The 21,131-nt window shown below is 71.1% G+C and carries 19 protein-coding genes; 2 read left to right on the top strand and 17 right to left on the bottom strand.

What is annotated here, in order from left to right:
- Window positions 1–135 precede the first annotated feature (135 nt).
- Entirely contained in the window at window positions 136–1,164 is a 1,029-nt protein-coding gene (locus DPM19_RS01165; protein WP_111862858.1) for a helix-turn-helix transcriptional regulator, read from the top strand.
- Window positions 1,165–1,183: 19 nt separating this feature from the next.
- On the opposite strand, the gene DPM19_RS01160 is transcribed toward DPM19_RS01165, so the two are convergent.
- Window positions 1,184–2,455, bottom strand: a complete 1,272-nt coding sequence (locus DPM19_RS01160) for a cytochrome P450 (protein ID WP_111863329.1) — start codon at window positions 2,453–2,455, stop codon at window positions 1,184–1,186.
- 148 nt (window positions 2,456–2,603) lie between these two features.
- Between DPM19_RS01160 and DPM19_RS01155 the strand changes: the two genes are divergently transcribed.
- The gene (locus tag DPM19_RS01155) at window positions 2,604–3,605 is read left to right on the top strand and encodes an AraC family transcriptional regulator (RefSeq protein ID WP_111862857.1); all 1,002 of its coding nucleotides are present in this window, start codon (window positions 2,604–2,606) and stop codon (window positions 3,603–3,605) included.
- A 26-nt stretch (window positions 3,606–3,631) separates the two neighbouring features.
- Here the strand turns inward: DPM19_RS01155 and DPM19_RS01150 are convergent, their stop codons facing one another.
- The 16 genes from DPM19_RS01150 to DPM19_RS01075 all read right to left on the bottom strand — a co-directional run bounded on the left by DPM19_RS01150 (window position 3,632) and on the right by DPM19_RS01075 (window position 21,131).
- Window positions 3,632–5,194 carry a GMC family oxidoreductase gene (locus DPM19_RS01150; protein ID WP_199484763.1) on the bottom strand — a complete coding sequence of 521 codons (1,563 nt, stop codon included), beginning with the start codon at window positions 5,192–5,194 and terminating at the stop codon, window positions 3,632–3,634.
- Window positions 5,191–6,693 (bottom strand): aldehyde dehydrogenase, encoded by a 1,503-nt coding sequence (locus DPM19_RS01145; RefSeq protein ID WP_111862855.1) that lies wholly within the window; start codon window positions 6,691–6,693, stop codon window positions 5,191–5,193. The genes DPM19_RS01150 and DPM19_RS01145 overlap by 4 nt, the downstream gene beginning before the upstream one ends.
- A gap of 103 nt (window positions 6,694–6,796) precedes the next feature.
- Window positions 6,797–7,714, bottom strand: coding sequence for a polysaccharide deacetylase family protein (locus DPM19_RS01140; protein ID WP_111862854.1), 918 nt, complete (start codon window positions 7,712–7,714; stop codon window positions 6,797–6,799).
- Window positions 7,705–8,778, bottom strand: coding sequence for a C45 family autoproteolytic acyltransferase/hydolase (locus DPM19_RS01135; protein WP_158566668.1), 1,074 nt, complete (start codon window positions 8,776–8,778; stop codon window positions 7,705–7,707). The genes DPM19_RS01140 and DPM19_RS01135 overlap by 10 nt, the downstream gene beginning before the upstream one ends.
- Window positions 8,775–9,563 carry an SDR family NAD(P)-dependent oxidoreductase gene (locus DPM19_RS01130; protein WP_199484762.1) on the bottom strand — a complete coding sequence of 263 codons (789 nt, stop codon included), beginning with the start codon at window positions 9,561–9,563 and terminating at the stop codon, window positions 8,775–8,777. The genes DPM19_RS01135 and DPM19_RS01130 overlap by 4 nt, the downstream gene beginning before the upstream one ends.
- A gap of 104 nt (window positions 9,564–9,667) precedes the next feature.
- Window positions 9,668–10,159, bottom strand: coding sequence for a DUF3830 family protein (locus DPM19_RS01125; protein WP_111862852.1), 492 nt, complete (start codon window positions 10,157–10,159; stop codon window positions 9,668–9,670).
- A gap of 54 nt (window positions 10,160–10,213) precedes the next feature.
- Entirely contained in the window at window positions 10,214–11,299 is a 1,086-nt protein-coding gene (locus tag DPM19_RS01120) for a nitrilase-related carbon-nitrogen hydrolase (RefSeq protein ID WP_111862851.1), read from the bottom strand.
- A 64-nt stretch (window positions 11,300–11,363) separates the two neighbouring features.
- Window positions 11,364–11,966 carry a flavin reductase family protein gene (locus DPM19_RS01115; RefSeq protein ID WP_111862850.1) on the bottom strand — a complete coding sequence of 201 codons (603 nt, stop codon included), beginning with the start codon at window positions 11,964–11,966 and terminating at the stop codon, window positions 11,364–11,366.
- A complete protein-coding gene (locus tag DPM19_RS01110) occupies window positions 11,950–13,437 on the bottom strand; it encodes a 4-hydroxyphenylacetate 3-hydroxylase family protein (protein ID WP_146778711.1) in 1,488 nt (495 codons plus the stop codon). The genes DPM19_RS01115 and DPM19_RS01110 overlap by 17 nt, the downstream gene beginning before the upstream one ends.
- A 136-nt stretch (window positions 13,438–13,573) precedes the next feature.
- On the bottom strand, window positions 13,574–14,179 hold the full coding sequence (locus DPM19_RS01105) for a helix-turn-helix domain-containing protein (RefSeq protein ID WP_199484761.1): 606 nt from the start codon (window positions 14,177–14,179) through the stop codon (window positions 13,574–13,576).
- Between the two features lie 77 nt (window positions 14,180–14,256).
- Complete coding sequence (locus tag DPM19_RS01100; protein WP_111862848.1) at window positions 14,257–14,706, bottom strand: nuclear transport factor 2 family protein; 450 nt, start codon at window positions 14,704–14,706, stop codon at window positions 14,257–14,259.
- 35 nt (window positions 14,707–14,741) lie between these two features.
- Window positions 14,742–16,124, bottom strand: coding sequence for an NAD(P)/FAD-dependent oxidoreductase (locus DPM19_RS01095; protein ID WP_158566667.1), 1,383 nt, complete (start codon window positions 16,122–16,124; stop codon window positions 14,742–14,744).
- A 198-nt stretch (window positions 16,125–16,322) separates the two neighbouring features.
- Complete coding sequence (locus DPM19_RS01090) at window positions 16,323–17,687, bottom strand: flavin monoamine oxidase family protein (RefSeq protein WP_111862846.1); 1,365 nt, start codon at window positions 17,685–17,687, stop codon at window positions 16,323–16,325.
- A gap of 14 nt (window positions 17,688–17,701) precedes the next feature.
- A complete protein-coding gene (locus DPM19_RS01085; RefSeq protein WP_158566666.1) occupies window positions 17,702–18,706 on the bottom strand; it encodes an ABC transporter permease in 1,005 nt (334 codons plus the stop codon).
- Between the two features lie 2 nt (window positions 18,707–18,708).
- A complete protein-coding gene (locus DPM19_RS01080; protein WP_146778710.1) occupies window positions 18,709–19,539 on the bottom strand; it encodes an ABC transporter permease in 831 nt (276 codons plus the stop codon).
- Window positions 19,536–21,131, bottom strand: coding sequence for an ABC transporter substrate-binding protein (locus DPM19_RS01075; protein WP_158566665.1), 1,596 nt, complete (start codon window positions 21,129–21,131; stop codon window positions 19,536–19,538). Before DPM19_RS01075 ends, DPM19_RS01080 begins: the two co-directional genes overlap by 4 nt.

Below are 21,131 nucleotides of genomic sequence, written 5' to 3'. Positions count from 1 at the left end.
CGGGTCACCGGCCGGCATCCGTACTTTTACCGATTCCACGCGGCGGCCGAGCAGTCTGAGCAGTGCGGACGCTTGTCCTGAGGCTGCCCCACCCCTACCATCAGGGCCAAAACGATCTTAATTACCGGAGTCGACATGCCGACTCGGCGACAGGTCGCGCTCGCCGCCCGCATCGGTGCCCTGGCGGCCGAACCCGACCGCACCGCCGCCGGCACTGCGGCCGTGGAGATGCTCGCCGAGGCGCTGTCCGGCGACGCGTGCGCGGTGGTGTGCCGGGACCCGGTCGGCGGCGCGCATCGCGGTATGGCCTCGCACGCCTATCCGGGCGGAGTGCTCGACGTGCTGAGCGGCGACTTCGTGCGGAGCCGGTGGTTCGAGGCCGTGCTCGCCGGACCGTTGCCCCCGTCGATCTCGACCGAGCCGGGACAGTCCTTCCGCCACGGTTGGATCTACGAGCACCACCTCGCGCCCGCCGGTTTCCGCGACGGTATGACCGGGGCGCTGCGGCGCAACGGGCGCTATGTCGGCCTGGTGCACATCTCCAGTTCCCGTGCCCGCCGATTCGACGATGCGGCGCAGGAGACGCTGCAGGCGGTCCTGCCCGTCTTCGCCGCGATCGCCGACCCGTTCGCGGAAGCGCACCGGTCGCTGTCGGCCGGCGCCCCGCACGCTCGCCCGGCGCGGGCCGCCGTGGTCCGCGACGGCCAGGTCCTGGACGTCCCCGACCGGACGCGCCCCGCCGCGCTGGCCGACGCCCGGCTGCGGCAGGTCGTCGACGACTTCGCCGCCTCGGCCGGCCACCGGCTGCGGATGCTCTGGCCCGCCGGCGGCGCATGGGTGCGGCTGCTCCTCGCCCGGCAGACCGGGCTGGGAACGCTCGTGCAGGAGCGGCCCTGCGCCCCGCCGTACGGGCTCACCGAGCGGGAGCTGGACGTGCTCACCCGCCTCGCCATGGGCATGACCGACCAGGCGATCGCCGCCGAACTCATGGTGTCGCCGCGGACGGTGCATAGCCATGTCGGGCACGTCCTGGACAGGATCGACGTGCGGTCACGCGCCGAGGCGTCCGGGGTCGCGGTCCGGGAGGGCCTCGTCCGCCCCCTGCCGGGCATGTTGCTGCGCCCCGGCGTCCGCTGCTTCGTCGAAACCGAGGCGGCGCACTGACCCCTGCGGCCCGGAGGCGTCAGCCGGTCGGGGTGAAGGTGCAGGGCATCCTCTTGACCCCGCGGATGGCGTTGCCGACCACGAACTCCGGCTCTCCCGCCCGCAGGTCCGGCAGCCGGGTCAGCAACTCGGTGAAGATCGCGTGCAGCTGGGTCCGGGCCAGGTGGCTGCCGAGACAGTAGTGCGGTCCCCCGCCGCCGAACGCGATGTGCGGGTTGGGCGTGCGGGTCACGTCGAAACGGTGCGGGTCGGTGAAGACCTCCTCGTCCCGGTTGCCCGAAGGGTAGAAGACCACGACCCTGTCGCCCGCCGCGATCGGCCGGCCGTTCAGCTCGACGTCCTCCAGCACGGTCCGGGAGAACATCTGGACGGTGCTGGACCAGCGCAGGAACTCGTCGACGGCCGCGGGCAGCCGGCCGGGCAGGTCCGCGAGCAGCAGCGCGCGCTGGTCGGGGAAGTCGGTGAGCGCCTTCATCGTGAGGCTGGTCGTGTGCCGGGTGGTGTCGTTGCCGGCCAGGCACAGCAGCAGCAGGAAGGCGTGCAACTCGTCGTCGGTGAGCCGCTCCCCCTCGATCTCCGCGTGCACCAGCTCGGTGATCAGGTCGTCGCGCGGCTCGGCCCGGCGGGCGGCCATCAGCTCCGTCATGAGCTCGCGCTGGACGAGAATGGCGTCGAAGATCACCTCCATCGGGCTGCGGCCGTCCTGGTACTCGTCGTCGGCGCAGCCGGCGATGGTGTTGCCGTTCTCCGCGACCACCTCGCGCAGTTGCTCGGGCACCCCGAGCATCTCGGAGATCGTCCACATCGGCAGCCGTTTGGACACCGCATCGACGAAGTCCGCCGCGCCGGTACGGTCGCTCGCCAGGTCGGCCACGATCCGCCGCGCCTGGGCCCTGATCTGCCCCTCGATCATGGCCACCCGGCGGGGGGTGAACACCGAGCTGATCAACTTGCGCTGGCGGAGATGCTCGGGGTCGTCCATCACCAGGATCGACACCATGGCCTTGAGCGTGTCGGGCGGGACGTCGGCCAGGCCGACCCCGCCGTTCTCGGCCGCCGACGAGAACACCCGGGGGTTACGGCTCACCGTGACGATGTCCTCGTGCCGCACCACCGCCCAGAAACCCGTGCAGGTCGGCTCCACCATGCCGCCCGCCAGCGGCCGGTGCCACGACACCGGCCGTTCCTGGCGCAGCACGGCGAACGCCTTGTCGCGGTGGTCGGGCGACTGTGCCCAGAACTCCTCGCTGGATATGTCGATCTCGTCGAACGGGGGTCGGGTCGAGGTCATGATGATCACGCTCTCCACTCGAACGGCGCAGCCGGACAGCGCCCGCTACGAGATGACGGTAGGCGTCCTGTTCGCTCCTGACCATGCGCGCGGCGGCCAGCCGGGTTGATAATTCCGGTCAGGGCACGACCCGTCCCGGGAGGCGCGCATGGGCACCACGCGGCGGGCCACGGCCGGCCTGGCGGTGATCGTAGGGCTGGCGGCCGAGCACGGAGTGACCGCGGAGCGCTGCCTGGCCGGCACCGGCCTGTCCGACGAGGATCTGACCGACCCCGAGCATGAGATCGACGCCGGCCAGGAACTCGACGCCGTGGCCAACCTGCTGGACGCCTGCGACGAGCCGGGACTCGGCTTGATCGCCGGATCCCGGATGCATTTCACCGCGTACGGCGTCTGGGCGATCGGGATGATGAGCTGTCCCACCGCGCGGGAGGCGGCCGGCTTCTGGCTCCGCCATGCCGACCACACCTTCGCCATGACGGAAGCGCGGATGGAGATCGACCAGGTCGAGTACCGGATCCTGCTGGACGCCGGCGGGCTTCCGGCGAAAACGCGGACCTTCTTCCTGGAGCGGGACATGGCCATGGCGATGACCTTGCACCAGGAGATGATGTTCACGTCCGTGACGCCGCGCCGGCTCCATTTCACCTATCCGGCCCCGGCGCACGCCGACCACTACCGCGGGTTCTTCGGGATCGACCCCGTCTTCTCGGCCGCCCGCAACCTCATCGCGCTGGACGCCGCGTTACTGGACCGGCCGCTACCGATGGCCGACCACCACATCGTGCGACGGTCCGAAAAGGCCCTGGCCCGGCTGGCCGGTAACGGCCGGGCCGACGCCGGCCGGAGCTTCGCCGTGCGGGTCCGCGCCATGCTGGTGCGCGACCCCGCCCTCGGTCTCGACGGCGTCGCCGCCCGGCTGGCGGTCAGCCCGCGCACCGTGCGCCGCAGGCTCGCCGCCGAGGGCACCGGCTACCGCGAGCTGCTGGACGACGTGCGGGCCGGCCTCGCCGAGCGGTTGCTCGGGGAAGGCCTGCCCGCGCAGGACATCGCCCGGCGGCTCGGTTACTCCGAACCCGCCGCGTTCATCCACGCGTTCCGCCGCTGGAAGGGCGTCCCGCCCGGCCGCTACCGGCAGGACGGGCGATAGGGCGGGCCGATCGTTTCCACGCCTGGTCAGCCACCGGCCGGCGAGGAGCCGGCACCGTTCTCGCCGCGGATCAGATCGGCGGCCCGCTCCGCGACGGTCATGACCAGACCGACCGGGTTCAGCGCCGGGATGGTGGGGAACACGGACGCGTCGACGACGCGCAGGCCGTCGATCCCTCGAACTCGCAGGTGCGGGTCCAGGACGGCCATCGGGTCGTCGTCGGCTCCCATCTTGCAGGTGCACGACACGTGGTAGACGGTCTGGTGGGTCGCCCGCAGCACCGCCGAGAGCTCGGCGTCGGTCTGGACGTCGGGTCCCGGGAACACCTCGCGGACGAGATGCGAGGCGAACGGCTCCTGCTCCGCGACCCGCCGCGCCAGCCGGGCGCCGGCGACGAGCATCCGCTCGTCGTGCCCGTCCGGGTCGGTGAAGTAGCGGTAGTCGATCGACGGCGGCGCCTCCGGATCGGGCGAGGTGATCCAGACCCGGCCGCGGCTTCGCGGCTTGCCGACGTTGGGCACCAGCGAGACGTTGTTGTCCGGGAGCACCGCCCCGTACCGCTCGGCGTTCACGCCCCAGGTCTCGAGGGGGATGTGCGTCGACACGTCGGGGACCACGCTGTCCTCGTCGACGATCGCGACGTAGCCGGCGTCCCACCCGGTCGCCCGGGTCGAGGGGCGCTCCCCCGTCGCCTCCCAGATGACCAGGCCCTCCGCGTGGTCCTGGAGGTTCTCGCCGACACCGGGGAGGTCGACCAGGACGTCGATGCCGGCGGCGGCGAGGACCGCGCGCGGGCCGATCCCCGAGCGCATCAGCAGCGCGGGAGAGTCGATCGCGCCGCAGCAGACGACCACCTCCCGGCGGGCCCTCAGCTCGCGGAGCCTGCCGTCGGCCCGGCGCACCACCGCTCCGACGGCGCGGCCGTCCTCGACGATCACCCGCTCCACCAGTGCCCCGAGGAGGAGGTGCAGGTTCTCCCGGTCGGCGGCTCCGCCGCGGATGTAGGTGGAGGACGCGGACGACCGGTGGTTGGTCGCCGGGTCGTAGCCGATCTCGAAGTAGCCGGCGCCGGTGCGGAACTCGGTGTCGTTCCAGGACTCGCGCACGGGCAGGTCGAGTGCCGCCGCCGCGGCGTCGATCACGTCCCGGAGGTAGGGGTTCCGGTCCTGCGGGGGGATGGGGGTGACCGGCGCGCGCAGCCGGTCGAAGTACGGGTTGACGGTCTCGTAGTCCCACCCGTCGGCACCGAAGGCCACCCACTCGTCGAGGTCGCCGCGGAAGGGACGCCAGGTGATCATGGTGTTCGCGGTCGAGCAGCCGCCCAGGATCCGCAGCCGGGCCTGGCGGATGAACGAGTTCCCGCGCTCCTGGGGAACGCTGCGGTAGTCGAGGTCGTACTCCCCTTCCAGCATCTCCGGCCACCGCTGGATCCGGTGCGCCCGCGGTTCGTCGGCGTCGCTCGGTCCGGCTTCGACCAGCGACACCGTCACCTCGGGGTCCTCGCTCAGCCGCGAGGCCACGATGCAGCCGGCGGTTCCGCCGCCGAGCACGAGGTAGTCGACGAGCGGCGGGGCTTCGGGGGAGGTCACGGTCGTCCTTTCGTAGCGCCAGCGAACCATGTGGTCTTCAGCGAGGTGTACTTCTCCAGGGCGTGCAGCGAGAGGTCGCGGCCGAAGCCGGACTGTTTCACCCCGCCGAACGGCGTGGTGACGTCGAGCGCGTCGACCGTGTTCACCGACACCGTGCCCGCGCGCAGGGCCGCCGCCATCCGGTGGGCGCGGTGGATGTCGGTGGTGAAGACGGACGCGGCGAGCCCGTAGTCGGTGGCGTTCGCGCGCGTGATCGCCTCGTGTTCCTCGCGGAACGTCGTGATCGCCAGCACCGGCCCGAAGATCTCTTCACGCGCGATCGTCGCGGTCGGGCCGACCTCGGTGAACGCCGTCGGCTCGAGGTAGTGGCCGCCCGTCTCCTGGTGCAGGCGGTGGCCGCCGAACGCGAGTCTCGCCTCGGCCCGCCCGGCCGCCACGTATCCCATGACCCGGTCCAGTTGGGTCCTGCTCACCAGCGGGCCCATGGTGCTCTCCGGGTCGAGTGGGTCGCCGACCCGCAGGGCCCGGGCCCGGGTCGCGATCCGGTCGGTCAGGTCGTCGGCGACCCGCTCCTCCACCAGCAGCCGCGAGCCGGCGGAGCAGATCTGGCCGGCGCAGGAGTAGATTCCCAGGACCACCTTGTCCGCGACGACGTCCAGGTCCGCGGCGTCCGCGAAGACCACGTTCGCGCTCTTCCCGCCGCATTCGAGCCAGACCTGCTTCATGTTGGAGGCGCCGGCGTAGCCGAGGAAGAGCTTTCCCACGGCGGTCGAGCCGGTGAAGCCGATGGCGTCGACGTCGGGATGCTCACCGAGCGCGCGTCCGGCCTCGGCCCCGTAGCCGGGCACCACGTTCAGGACGCCGTCCGGAAGTCCGGCCTCGGCCGCGAGTTCGGCGAGCCGCAGCGCGGACAGCGGCGAGTCCTCGGCGGGCTTGACCACCATGCTGTTGCCGGTGGCGAGCGCTGGGGCGATCTTCCAGATCGCCATGCCCAGCGGGTAGTTCCACGGCACGACGGCGCCGACCACACCCACCGGTTCGCGGGTGACGATCGCCAGGTCGCCGGGCCCGGTCGGGGCGACCTCTCCGTACTGCTTGTCGGTGGTCTCGGCGTACCACTGCACGGTGGCGGCGCTGTCCGGGACGTCGTAGGACCAGGTGTCGGCGATGAGCTTCCCGCCGTCGAGGGTGTCGAGCAACGCGAGCTCGTCGGCGTTCGAGCGGATCAGGTCCGCGAGCCGGAGGAGGACGGCCTTGCGGTGCGCCGGCTTCGCCCGCGACCATGACCCCGCCTCGAACGAGCGGCGGGCGGCGCGGACGGCCCAGTCGACGTCGGTCGTCCGGGCCCGGGCGACCGTGGTGATCACTGCGCCGGTGGCCGGGTTGCGGGTCTCGAACTCCTCGCCGGCCGCGGCGGGGGCGAAGGAGCCGTCGATGAACGCGTTCCGCCGGAATCGGAGGGTTCGCGCCAGTTGCTCCCAGTCGGCTCGGGTGCGCACGTGGGGTCCTTCCTGCGGTGTCGGATCTGCGCGGAGCCAGCCGGGAGCGGCATCGAGCGCGCGTCGGCGGCAGTCGCGATCCTGGAATTTAAAGGACGTATTATCAACCTTTGATGGCGGGTGCTGGAAGCGAACCTCTCACCACCTCCGCGACCTGCGCATGGGTGGCACACCACACGTCGTCGTAGCCGGTCACATGGCTCAGCAGCGCGTCGAGCACCCGCATCCTCGAACGGTGCCCGATCACGTGCGGGTGCAGGGTCAGCTGGAACAGCCCGCCCTCGGCGCGGGCGAGGTCGAACTCGTCGCGCCAGATCTCCAGCACGTCGCGCGGCGCGATGTACGGGCGGGCGGAGCCGAACCGGTCCATCACGAAATAGGGGGCGTCGTCGCGGATCCAGTCGACGGGTATCTCGACCAGCCCGGTCGGCTCGCCGCCTGCGAGGATCTCGTACGGCTCGTCGTCCGCCATCAGCGACGAGTCGTAGGTCAGGCCGAGATCCCGGATGATCGACAGCGTGCTCGGGCTGAAGTCCCAGGACGGCGTCCGGATCCCGACGGGGCGCACCCCGCAGATCCGCTCCAGGGTGTCCAGCGAGCGCTCGGTGAGGGCCCGCTCGTCCGCGGGCGGCAGCAGCGTGGTCCGCTCGTGGATCCAGCCGTGCGCGGCGATCTCGTGCCCGGCGGCGACGTACGCGCGGGCCTCTTCGGGGTGTGCCAGTGCCGAGACGGCCGGCATGAAGAAGGTCGCCGGGATGCCGTGGCGCTCCAGCATCCGCAGGATCCGCGGCACGCCGGCGCGCGCGCCGTACTCGCCCTGGGCGAGCTGCCCTGGGGACGTCTGGCCGTCCCGCAGCGGGATCGTCTCATGGTCGGAGTCGAAGGACACGGCCACCGCGACCCGCGCCTCCCCCGGCCAGCGGGCCGGCTTCAGGGAGCGACCGGCCCGGACCAGGTCGAGATGGCCGCGCCAGACGGCCTCGTCCCAGCGCCACGGCTCTTCGGACGCGGTCAGGCCCATGGCAGCGAGATCCTCTCGTAGTCGCTTCGGCACGGGCAGCCGAGCGTGTAGTGCAACGCGGAGGCGGTGACGTCGATGATCAACGAGACGTTGGTCTGACCCAGCACCTCCCGTCGCCCGGGTGGCTGGGGATGCCGGCAGATGCTCTCCGGAGCGCCGTAGTGGTCCCGCAGGATCGCCTGCATTCCGGCGAGCCCGGCGCCCGGCCCGGCCGCGAGCAGTTGCTCCGCGCGCCACTGCCGGAAGTACGTCCCGGGCGACAGCCCGCGCAGGACGTCGAGGCGGTCACGTACGCCGGGATCGGGGCCGACGAAGTGGTTGGCGTGCGCCAGCGTCCCGTTCGCGGGGAACAGGAGCCGGCAGCGCACCGGGTTGTACTCGACGTCGATGAGCTCACCGGATGCGCCGCCGATGAGGAAGTTGCCGGAGCCGGCCCGCTCCGAGCCGGTGACCGCCCAGGTCGCGTCGAGCACCGTCGCGGACTCCAGCACCCGCCGGGCGAGCGTGTGGAAGCTCCCGCCCCGACCATGGGCGTCGCTGCCGAGCAGGTTCACGCACAGCGCGACGCCCGCGGAGTTCACCCCGAACTTCGCGAGCATGCCCGGCTCGGTGACCGAGACCGCGCGCCCGCCGTCGAACTCCCAGTCCAGCATGATCGTGAGCGGGAGCAGTTCGGTGAGCCAGTCCCAGTTCTGGGCGAGATAGACGTGCCCGTCTCCCGATGCCGACGCGTCGACCCCGAGCACGGTGCACTCGGTCAGCGCCAGGTCCCCCGCCGCCGCGTAGGCGATCTCGGTGCGGAAGTTGAGCGCGACGATTTCGGTGGTCGGCACACCGGCCCCCGCCGCGATCCCGCGCATCTCCTCCAGGGCGGCCGGGTCCCGGTTTTCCAGCCACGGCCGGTGCGCCCGGGCGGCGTCGCGGGCGGCCTCCCAGGAGAGCCGCGCGAACGTTTCGAACCACCGGCGGTAGACCCGGATCGCCTCGTGGATCTCCTCGCGTGCCTGCTCGCCGTGGGCCAGGCCCCGGGCGAACGGAGTTCCCGCAACACGGACGATCTTCATCGCGGGCTCCGCACCCGGCCGTCCGGCCCGCTCGGCGGCAGGCCGGCGTTGCCGGCGCTCGCCCCGCCGTCGACGACGAGCACCTCGCCAGTGATCCATGCGGCGGCGTCGCCGCAGAGGAAGGCGACCGCCTCGGCGACGTCGTCGGGGCGGCCGACGCGGCCCAGCGGGATTCCGGACAGCACCGCGTCCTCGTACTCCGCCGAGATCGGGTTGACGCTGCTGTCCACTTTCACGTATCCGGGCGCCACCGCGTTCACCCTGATGCCGTGCCGGGCCAGTTCGAGCGACTGCGACCTGGTCAGCATGTCCAACCCGGCCTTCGAGGCCGAGTAGTGCGCCGCCCCGAGGCGGGCGCGCGCGGCGGCCGTCGAGGAGATGTTGACCACCGTGCCCGGCCGCCCGGCGGCGACCAGCGCCCGGGCGAAGGCGGCCACGCAGAGATGCGGCCCCTTCAGGTTGACGCCCAGGACCCGGTCCCACTCCCCCGCGCCGATCCCGGTCAGCGGCGCGCTCGGGTAGAGACCCGTGGAGTTGACCAGGATGCTCAGCCCCTCGTGCGCCGCCGCGACCTCGCCGACCAGGGCGTCGACCGCCTCGGGATCGGTGACGTCGAGACGGCGGAACTCCGTGATCGCCGGACCGCCGGGCACCGGACGATCACGGAGGTCGGCCCCGATCACGACGGCACCACGCCTGGACAGCGCCGCCGCGCAGGCCCGGCCGATGCCTCCCGCCGCGCCGGTGACGATCGCCACCCGGCCGGTGAGACTTCCGATGGTCAACGGATTCCTCCTGCCGTGAGTCCTTCCCCCGGGCGCGCGCCCGGGGTGCGGGGACGGTTGCCGGTGGCCGTGGCCTCACCCTGTCCGGCCACCGGCAACCGGGCCTAACGCGAGATCGTGAACGGGACGGTGCCGAACACCCTGATGTCCCGTCCGATCTGCTGGAGAACCCCGACCTTCCGTTCGATCCGCCCGAAGACGGAGGCGAAGACCGGGCCGGTCGGCATCCGCATGTCGTTGTCGCCGTAGATGATCGACAACTCCCGGTGCTCCGGGCTGAAGACGACGTCCCCCGGCGCGCAGCACGCGGTCGCGTTCTCGGTGGCGTCGACCTCGCCCAGGTCGACCGGGCCGAGGCCGCGGACCACGTCCCCCGACCAGGCCGCGTGGACCAGGTATCCCGTCACCGGGAGTTCCTGGAGGACCGCCGCGCAGGTCTGCGGCGCCGGCCCCGCCAGCAGCCGTATCTCGAACTCGGTGTCGAGGATGGTCAGCGTCAGGACGGTCGCGTTCTCGGCGGTTTCCCGGTCGACGGGTGCCGGCCAGGCCGAGTCCCACAGAGCGCGGATCTCGGCTCTCGAACTGCTCTCGATCATCGGGTGGACCTCTCCGGGTTTCGGCTGCCTGCGGACCGCGTGCTCCGGTACGGGCTAGGCACGCAGGCTCCTGCGGTACGCGGACTCCTTGAACACGTCGCGGCGGGACTCGATCACCTGCCGGCGGATCTCCTCCCACTCCTCGGAGCTCATCGAGGTCTCCCGGCCCATCAGGGTGTTGCTGGGCCACATCCGGCCCGAATCGGTGTAGACCTTGGCGAAGATCTCGGTCGGCATGAAGACCGTGCGCGAGCAGAAACCGCTCTCCTCGCGGTAGCGGCGCAGCGACTCCATGTTCACCTCCGCCGCGACGCCCATCTCGCCGTGCGCCGAGGCCCGGGCCAGCAGCCGTCCCGTGTAGTCGGCGATCATCGAGCGTCCCGCACCGAAGTCGACGGCCCGGCCCGGGTGGTAGAGGTGGCCGCGGTTCGCCTCGACGACGTAGGTCATGTTCGAGAACGCGTGGAACCGGGTGATCACCGACATCAGGTCCTGCGGCTCGGCCATCCACGGCTCGATCCAGGCGTTCGGCCGCAGCAGGATCTCGGCGCCGTTGAGCATCAGCCCGCGGGAGGTCTCGGCGTACTGGCCTTCGCCGCAGATCTGGAAGCCGATGCCGCCGAGTTCGGTCTGCGCGACCGGGAAGAACGCGTCGAGCCCGTCGCCGAACTTCTTGACGAACCAGTCGTAGACGTCACCGGGCGCCGCGCTCCCGGCCTCGTAGGACTTGCTGGTCACGACCTTGTGGTGGATCAGCGGGATCGAGCCGTCGGGCGCGATCAGGAAGGCGACGCTCATCGGGCGGCCCGGGAGGTCGTCGTACTCGACCCACGCGTGCGCACCGATGTACACGCCGTGCTTCCTGGCCTTCTCGGCGAGCGCGTCGGTCTCGGGACCGGGAATCTTGATCGAGACGCCGTTCCAGCTGCCGTCGGGCGTGCGCGGCAGGCTCATGAAGCCGTACTCCGGGAACACCAGGAGCCGGCAGGGCGCCCCGGTGATCATCGACCAGTACGGCACCATGTGGTCGATGAGCTCCAGCCAGCGGTTCAGGTTCTTGTCCCACAGCTCCTCGAGATTCGCCGCGTAGTGCATGTTCGGCTGCATCGCCGCCACAGAGAAATAGGTGTTGTCGGTCAAAGCTGCTCCTTGTTCGTCGTGGGCGCGCTTGTCGGTGGGGACTGCCGATCGCCGCCGGAGCCGGCTACCACCCGAGGGCGGAGATCAGGCTCTCGTCGGTGATCCGGCGGGCGAGGTGGTCGAGGTCGGCGACGGTGGTGACGTATCTGCGGTCGTGGTAGACGAGCGGCTCGGCGTCCGCCGGGCCCTCGATGACCTGCTCGACGAGGCCGATCATGATCGAGTGCGAGCCGAAGTCGACGACGTTCGCGAGCCGGCACATCAGCGCTCCGGCGACGCCGTTCAGGACGGGATAGGACGCATCGGGGCCGGCATGGGTGTTCAGCAGCTCGGCCGGGATCGCCTTGTCCGAGCCGGGCCTGCTGAACCGGTTGGCGAGCTCCTCCTGCCCCCGGCTCAGGACGTTGATCACGAAGGTGCCCGCGGCCACGATCGCGTCGCGGGTGCGCGCTTCCCGGTGGACGCAGATCAGCGCCGACGGCGGGTCGAGGGAGAGCGAGCAGACCGAGGTCGCGGTCATCCCGGTGGCCATGCCGTCCTGAAGGCAGGCGATGAGGTTGACCGTCGCGGCGCACCGGCTGAACACGGTGCGGGTCCCCAGCCGGGTCCCTGCGGCCGAAGGGTCCGGCCGGGCGGCGACCGGCCCGGCGTCAGGCGTGCTGGGCATCGGTCTTCTCGCGGATCCGCCGGGTCAGCCGCTCGGCCAGCCCGTCGACGCGGTTCCAGTCGAACGCACGGCCCAGGTGGCCGTTGGTCACGTGCGGCGGTCCCGCGTAGAACATCTCGTACTGGAGGTGCCGGCTCGCGAACTCGCTGCCGATCATGTCCCATGCCGTCCGCATGAGCTGGTAGTGCTCCTTGGCGCTCCCGGCGTCGGCCTGGCCCGAGGTGCGCAGGTAGGCGTCGGTGGCTTCCGCGTCGGCGAACGCGCTGACGTCCGCGGGCTGGCGGAACGGGTGCCCGCCGATCAGCTCGCGCATCCGCAGGGCGAACTGCGGGAACGACTGCGAGCTCCAGGCCATGGTCGCGTAGAGGACTTCGCGGTTGTTGCTCACGAACCCGCCCGGCCACCGCTCCGGCCGGGTCTCCTGCCCCTGGATCAGGCCGTCGAGCATGCCGACGTAGAGGGCCATCCGGCGGAGCTCCTCCTGCACGCCCGGGATGCCCGAGGTGCCGATGACCTCGGTGATCAGACGGGTCAGGCCGAGCATGGTTCCGGTCTTGGTCAGCAGCCGTACGTGCGCCTGCAGGTTCGCCAGCGCGTGCGCCGGGGTGCTGTTGAAGGCCGCGATCGAGGTGGCGATCCCGTCGAAGGTGAAGACCCGCTCCCAGGGCACCTTCACCTGGTCGAACACCAGGACCGAGTCGGTCTCGTCGAAGTTCGCCGCCAGCGGGTACTCGTAGCTGTTGCGGGCGCGGGCCTCGAACGGCGTCCGGCTGATCAGCTTCAGGCCCTCGGTCGCGACCGGGACGGCGAAGGAGACCGAGTGCGCCTCGTCCCCCGGCCGCAGCGGCAGGATGTTGCCGACCCAGATCTCGTCGGCGAGGACCGCGGACGTCGCCAGCACCTTCACGCCGTGCACGGTGACGCCCTCGCTGTCGGAGTCGACCACGCGGAGCGCGTTCGGGTTCTTCACCGGCTCTCTCGACTTGTTCCCGTCGCCCAGCGAGCCCAGTGCCCGCGTGCCTGACGGCGGCGCCACCGCGTGCGCGACGTACAGGTCGCGGTCACGCACGTACCGCCAGTAGTCCAGGACGTGCTCGGGGTACCCGCCGTCGGTGAAGACGTCCGCCTGGCAGGCCATCCCGGTCACCGACGAGCCGACGTGGTCCGGGGTGCGCCCCATCAGGCCGTTGCTGGTCTCCGCCACGACCTGGTGGAACCGCCGCTTGGCGGCGATGTCCGCGCGGTCCAGCGGGCGGAGGAAGGTCAGGCTGCACCGGTCGCCGGTCTCCTCCTCGACGTACGTCGTGAGGTCTTCGTTCTTCGGGTCCGACACCGCCGAGTAAATGTCGCCGATGCTGTCGGCCGCGTTCTTGAACGCGTCGTGAGTCGTCACGTCGGTGACCAGCTCGCCACCGACGTAGACCCGCCTGCCGTCGCGGAGCCCGGCCAGGTAGTCCGCCTTGGTTCGCACCCTGCTCGCCACTTGAATCTTCCCATCTCAGTCGAAACCGGAGTTTGTGCCGTCGTTTTCACGCGCGCTTGACCAGCGGGCGCCGTGCTCGGCGTCCGATGAGGTCGTGCGGGTGAAGGTGTGTGGGGGTGTGCAGCTAGAAGGTCGGCGGTGTGACCACCCAGACGGCGATCACGCGCTCGTTGCCGATGTTCCGATAGGAATGGGGCAGCGAGCTCTGGAAGGTGATCGAGTCACCCGCTTCGAGCACGTGGACCTGCCCGTCCACGGTGACCTCGTGGGTGCCCTGCAGCACGAGGCCGAACTCGACCCCCTCGTGCACGTAGGGGGTCTTCGAGGTGTCGTGCCCCGGGGGCACCTCCACCCACAGGGCCTCGAGCGGCCCGCGGAGCGACGGAGTCAGCAGCTGGTGCACCGCCTGTGAGTCCGGCTCGTGGAGGTCGAGGGTCCTGCGCTCCCCGGCGCGCACCACCGGGGACTGCAGGTCGGAGTTGTGCAGGAGGCGGCCGATCGGCACCTCCAGGGCGTGCGCCAGGTCGGCGAGAGTGTTGAACGACGGGTTGCCGTTACCGCGCTCGATCTGGCTCAGCAGCCCCATGCTGACGCCGGCGCGCTTGCTCAGCCCCTCCAGCGTCAGCCGGCGTTCCTTGCGGAGAGCCCGCAACTCCGTGCCCAGCCGTTCCACGAGCTCACGCTTGTTCGCGTTCGCCGCCGTGGAGGTGCCGGGCGCTTCGTCGCTCACGGGCTCGCCTTCCTTCCGAATACATCTTCAGTACATCGAAGAACCTTCACTATGTCAATAGGTTGGTTTGTCGTGCTTTAAAGGTTCTGCCGGCCCCGGATGTCGGCGGACAGGATCTGGTTCAGGTACGCCGTGTCCTGGAAGTAGACGCGGATCGCCGAGATCCTGCCGTCGGTGATCGTGTACGTCTCGGCGCCCGGCATGACGTGGTCGGTGCCGTCCGTTCCGCCGAGCGTCAACGTGAACTCGCGGAAGACCGTGTCGCCCTCCCCCACGAGGACGCCGATCTCGCTGCCGACCCGGGTGGCATCGACACCGGGCGCCTTCTCGACGGCTTCCTGGAGCGCGTCGAAGACACCCAGATAGCCGTCGATCCCCCGCCAGACACCGCCCCAGGGGATCATCTCGGCCTCGACGCAGATCGCGTCCTCGGTGAGGTGACGGCGAAGCGCCTCCTCGAAGCCGGGTTCCCGCCGCCCGCGCAGCGATTCCAGGTACGACCGGACGAGCTCGATCGAGGTGGTCATGAAAGGTTCCCTTCGATGTTCCCGGCGGAGGTCGCTCAGCGGCCGGTGACCATGGCACCGATCCGGCTCAGGCGGCTCGGGCGGTCGAGGCCGGCCTGCTCGCGCCGATCGGCGGCGCGGTAGAGCTTCGTCATCGCGTTCACTCCGGCCCAGCGCAGCGGCTCCGGCTCCCACCGCCGGGTCGGGCGGTTGACCCACGGGAGCGTGGTGAGCTCGGTGCTCTTGCCGGTCACCAGGTCGGCCAGGGTCCGGCCGGCCAGGTTCGTGGTGCTGACGCCGCTGCCGACGTACCCGCCGGCGCCGGCGAGGCCGGTGGCCGGGTCGAAGTCGACCGACGGCGTCCAGTCCCGCGGGATCGCCAGGACTCCGCACCAGGAGTCGCTGATGCCCAGGTCGCGTAGCTGCGGGAACCAGTTGACGACCGCCTCGAAGAGATGGCGTCGCGCCCGCTCGGTGGTCACGCCCTCGTGATCGAGGGTGGAGCCGTACCCGTACTTCGGCAGGATGCCGCGCGCGCCCATCACGATCCGCCAGTCCGGAGTGAGCTGGGCCGCCGCGTAGGCGTTCGCGCCGTCGGCGATCAGCTCCGCGTTCGACCAGGCGACCCCGGGGCGGAGTTCGGCCGGGATCGGCTCGGTGAGGATGACGGACGACTGCATGGGCAGCACGTCCCGGCGGTGCCCCGGGAGGCCGACCAGATACGCCTCGACCCCGCGTACGACGATCGGTGCCGTGATGGTGCCCCGGGCGGTGACCACGCGGCCCGGCTCGATGCGCTGTGCCTCGGTGTCCTCGTGGACCCGGACGCCACGGCGCCGGACGACTTCCAGCAGACCGCGGACCAGCTTGGCCGGCTGCACCCGGGCGCCGTACTCGTTGGCGTAGCCGCCCAGGACGCCGTGGACGCCGACGCGCTCGCGCACCTCGCCGCCGGAGAGCCAGGAGTAGCCCGCGTCGGCCCCCCATGCCTGCCGCTTCTCGAACGCCGCCCGCACCCGGACCAGTTGGGCCCGGTTCTGGGCGAACCGGATGATGCCGCCGTGGTGGAGGTCGGCGTCGATCCCCTCGGCCCGGCAGGTCTCGACCACCACGTCGAACGTCTCGTTCATCGCGTGATGCATCGCCGCCACGGCCGCGCGGCCACCGCGCTCGGCCATGTCCTCGAACCTGCCGTCGAACTCCGAGCTCAACCACCCCGCGTTGCGCCCGGAGGCGCCGAACCCGGCCATCCGCCGCTCCACCACCGCGATCCGGGCGCCCGGGTCGGCGACCGAGAGGTAGTACGCCGTCCACAGGCCGGTCAGTCCCGCGCCCACGATGCAGTAGTCGACCTCCCGGTCACCCTGCAGCGCGTCGGACGCCCGTGCCTCCGCCGCATAAAGCCAGTAGGACGGGAGGTCCTCCCGGTGCATGTCCATGGAATGCCCTTTCGTCGGCAGCAGCGCGATCGGCCGGACCGATCGCGGCATGGGTTGGTTCGGCGCCCGCTCAGGGCATCGGCGACCGGAGGCACGCGCAGTTCATGCAGTACGGCGGCTTCCCGTCGTGCCGGCAGTCCCGTTGATCGGCGATCTCCTTCGCCCGCCATCTGAGGAAGGCCCGCAGGAGGCGGCGCATCAGCGTGCCTTCGCGGCGCCGGCGATCTCGTCGATCGCCCGCTTTCCGGAGGAGACGGCACCGTCCATGTAGCACATCCACTCGGTCGCGGTCTCCGCGCCGGCCCAGTGGATGCGCCCCTCCGGCTCGCGGGTGTGGCGTCCGAGGCTCGACCAGGTGCCGGGCGCCATCACGAGCTGGTGCGCGCCGCGGGACCACGGCTCGGCGGTCCAGTCGACCTCGATGATCCGCAGCGGTGTCCGTGCGCGCTCGCCGAACGCCAGGGCCAGCTGGTCCAGGACCAGCTCGTGGCGCCGGCTCTCCTCCCACCTGCGGAACGCGGTGGCCCGGGCCGCCTCCACGAACCCGACGATCACCCCGAGGTCGCTGCCCGCGGGGGTGTTGTCGAAGGTGAGCGCCAGCGTGGACCCCGGCGAGCGCAGTTCACCCGACAGGCCGCTCGCCCGCCAGAACGGCGTCTCGTACACCACATGGATCTTGATCGTCGTGGTCATCGCGGCTCGCTGCGTGAATAGGTCCCGGCCGAAGGACAGGTCGGGGGTGTACCGGATCCGGGCGGCCAGCGCCGGGGCGACCGCCACGACGGCGTGGGCCGCGCCGACCTCGATGCCGTCGGCCCGGACGACGACGCCCGCCGCGTCCTGCTCGATGGCCCGGACCGGGGCGCCGAGCACCACGTCCGGCCCGAGCTCGCGCGCCATCGCGAGGGCGATCTGCTGCGAGCCCCCGAGGATGCGGTCCTGCTGCGCGGCGCCCGCCACCCCGGTCATGCGGGCGATGTCGGCACCCGCGCCGGCGACGCCGAGGACGATGTGCAGCAGCGAGACCTCCCAGACGTTCGCCGCCCAGATGCCGGCGAGGAAGCCGGCGAAGAACTCGCGAGCGGCCGGGGTCCGCGCCGTCGCGGTGAGCCAGGCGTCGAAGGTGATCTTGTCGAGGTCGACCGCGACCGGGTCGTCCCACGGAGACCGCGGGTCGACCGACCGGGCCAGCTCTTCCAGCGCCTTGATCGCGCTTTCGATGTCGGCCCGTTCCGCGTCGGTCCACGGGTCGGCGTCCGGATCGAACCGGCGGGCCGTGCCGCCGACCAGGCGGATGCTGTCGCCCGCCATGAAGGTCGGGTAGGTCTCCAGCCCGAGCTCGCGGACGAGCCGGTTCACGTGGTGCTGGTCCGGGCCGATCCACTGGCCGCCGCCCTCGACGGCCAGCCCGTCCGGCAGCTCCCGGTTCCAGGTCTTCCCGCCGACACGGTCGCGCGCCTCCAGGAGGACCACGCTCAGACCCCGGGAACGGGCCTGCCGGGCCGCGGAGAGGCCGGCGAGGCCGGCTCCGACGACGACGACGTCGGCATGGCGATGCTGCATCAACTGGCTCCTCGTCAGCTGACCGGATCGAGGCTGATCCGGGGGTCCGCGACCGTCTGCAGGATGTCGACCAGCGCGTTGAGCGTGATGAAGATCGTGCCGAAGACGATCGCCACACCCGTGATCGCGGGGACGTCGGTGGTGCGGATGGAGATCGACAGGTAGTTGCCCACGCCGGGCCAGGCGAAGATCTGCTCCACGATGGCGATCGTTCCGAGCATGACCCCGAACATGAGGCCGGTCATGGCCAGCGCGGAGTTCAGGCAGTTGCGGAACGCGTGCTTGAAGACGATCCCGGTCCAGCTGAGCCCTTTCAGGCGGGCGGTCTTGACGTAGTCGGAATTGAGCGCGGTGGTCAGCGCGCTGCCGAACGAGCGGCCGATGCCGACCGACGGGCCCGCGGCCAGGGCCACCGCGGGCATGATCAGGTGGGTGAGGGCGTCCCAGAAGCCACCGAGCTGACCGTGCAGCAGCGTGTCGATCGTCAGGAAGCCGGTGGGACCCTCCGGGAGCTCGCCCGAACTCCGGCCCGACCCCGGCAGCCAGCCGAGCCCGTCGTAGAGGACCAGCAGGAAGAGCAGCCCGAGCAGGAAGATCGGGACCGAGGCGCCGGCGAGCATCGTCGCGCGCACCCCGCCGACGATCCACCCCCCGCGGGCGGTCAGGAGACCCAGGAGCATCCCCGCGAGAACCGCGAAGACGGCCGCGACGGCCAGCAGCTCCAGGGTCGCCGGGAGGGTGGACCGCAGGTCGGCGGCCACCGGCTGCTTCGTCCGGTACGACGTCTGGAGGTCGCCGTGCGCGACGTCGCCCAGATACGTCGTCAGCCGGGGCACGAACGGCTGGTCGAGCCCGAGTTCCGCGCGGGCGTTTTCGAGCGCTTCGGGAGTCGCTCGGTCGCCGACCATGGCACGTGCGGGATCGGCCGGGCTGAACTGCTGGAGCGCGAACAGGGCCGCGACCATCAGCACCAGGACGACCAGGGCCGTGGCCAGCCTTCGAACCAGGAACCTCGCCATTGTCACTGCGCTTTCAGCTGGGATCGGAGGGCGTCGCCGGCCAGGTTCGCGACGAGCGCCAGGCAGGTGACCGCGACGGCCGGGACCACCGGGATCCACCATTGGGTCAGCAGGTAGGGCAGCCCCTGCGCGGCCATGGCGCCGAGTTCCGGCGCCGGCGCCGGGCGGCCGAGGCCGAGGAACGAGAGCCCGGCCAGCATCGTGATGATGCCGCCGAGGTCGAGCGTGATCGTCACCAGGATGACCGGCCACGCTCCGGGCAGCAGGTGCCGGAGCATGAGCCGCAGATGGCCGTTCCCCGCCAGCTTGGCGGCTTCGAGGTGAGGCCGCGCCGCGATCGCGCGCACCTCCGCGCGGACCAGCCGGGCGTAGTAGGGCCAGCTCAGCACGCCGATGGCGATCAGGGCGTTACGCAGGGACGGGCCGAGCACCGCGGCGATGACGACCGCCAGGATGGCCGCGGGCAGCGCGAGGAAGAAGTCGACGAGCGCCATCAGCGCGCGATCGACCCAGCCGCCCAGGTAGCCGGCGACCACACCGACCAGGCTGCCGACGCCGGCGATGACCACGACCAGCGCGAGCGCGGCGAGCCAGCTCGCGGACATGCCGCCCAGCACCCGGCTGAGGACGTCCCGCCCGACCTGGTCGGTGCCGAGCACACCGGTGTCACCGAACGGCGGGGACAGCGGGACCCCGATCGGAAGGGCCGGATCATGAGGGGCCAGCGCGGGGGCGACCACGGCGAACACCGTGATCACCCCCAGCGACCCGGCGCTCAGCCACAGGGCCTTGCGCGTCATCGGTCGCCGCCGGGCCAGGGGCAGAACCCTCACGGAGCCTCGCCCACTTCGGCGTAGTAGGGCCCGAACGGGTTGGCCGCGGTGTACGGAACCGGACCGACCTTCTTGTGCGCGTAGATGTAGGACTTCACGTCGGCCAGGGTGAAGAAGAACGCCGAGTCCGCGTAGGCGGTCGCCGCCTCGCCGTACAGGCGCTTGGCCTCGGCCGGGTCGGTGGCCGCGATCGCCTTGTTCAGGGCCTCGTCGCCGGCCGGCGTCGAGACGCCGTTCATGGTCAGCGACCCGCCCGTCGCGAAGTACGCCTTGAGCCAGGCCGCGGGCGTGTTCGCGTCGGAGTTGATGCCGAGCACCATCAGGTCGGGTGCCTTCGAAGTGTCGGCGGCGAACCCGTAGAACTCGGGACCGTAGCCGCGCACGGTGGCGTTGAGACCGGCCGCCTGCAGCTGGGTCTGGATCAGCTGGGCGGCCAGCGCGTCGCGGGCCAGGCTGTCCCGGTAGCCGACCACGATCGGCTGGATCGAGCCCAGGCCCCCGACGATCGACTTCAGCTTGCTCGGGTCGTACCCGGGGTCGTCGCTGGTGATGTCGCCGCCGACCATGGTGATCGGGATCAGGCTCTTCGACGGGGTCGCCTCGGCACCGAAGGCGCCCTTGGCGATCACCGAGCGGTCGACCGCCTGGATCAGCGCCTCGCGGGTCGCCTTGTCGCGGAAGATCCCGCTGTCCTTGATCCAGACGGTGGGCTTGACCACCGAGGCGTAGGCGGTCACCGAGAGGTTGCCGTCCTTGCGGAGCTGCTGGGCGAGGTTCGGCGGCACCTGCGAGTCGATCAGGTCCAGGTCGCCGTTGCGCAGCCGGAGGACCTGGTCGGTGATGTCGGGCACCACCGAGACCTGGATCTGCGGGATCTTCGGCTTCTCGCCCCAGTACTTCGGCGCCGCCTTGAGGGTCAGGCCCTTGTCGATGACCACGTCGGAGAGGACGTACGGGCCCGAGCCGGCGTCGTTCTTCACCAGGAAGGTCTGGCCGTTGTCGCGGCCGGCGTTCGCCTTCAGCAGGGTCGGGCTCATCGCTTTCGGCCCGACGTAGGAGGCGAGGTAGTCGAGCAGCGCGTTGTTCGGCTTCTTCAGCTCGATCACGAAGGTCTTCGGGTCGGGAGTCTGGAACTTCGCGACGTCGCCGAGCATGTACGACGGCGCGCCCTTGACGTCGATGAAGCGCTGGAAGCTGTACCGGAAGGCCTCGGCGTCGACCGGGGTGCCGTCGTGGAAGGTGGCGCCCTCGCGGAGGGTGAAGGTGTAGGTGAGCCCGTCGGGAGAGACCTTCCACTTGGTCGCGAGCTGCGGCACGATCTCACCGCTGCGCGGTGCGTAGGCGACCAGCCCCTCGTAGAGGGCGCCCATCGTGGCGAAACCGACGCTGCCGTAGAAGGTGGCCGGGTCGAGGGTCATGTCCTGGTAGGACCAGCCGACCTTGAGGGTGGTGAGTTTGGTCTGCGGAAGGGAGTCCGAACCGATGGTGGCGCCGGAGGAGGAGTCCCCGTCCCCGGACGAACACGCGGCCGGCGCGAACGCGGCGATCAGCGCTACCGATCCCGCCAGCACGCGGCCTCGGATACGGGTCAT

Origin of the sequence: Actinomadura craniellae (genome assembly GCF_003289645.1) — a bacterium.
Classification (GTDB): Bacteria; Actinomycetota; Actinomycetes; order Streptosporangiales; family Streptosporangiaceae; genus Actinomadura_D; species Actinomadura_D craniellae.
This window is presented reverse-complemented; position numbering and strand designations above follow the sequence as displayed.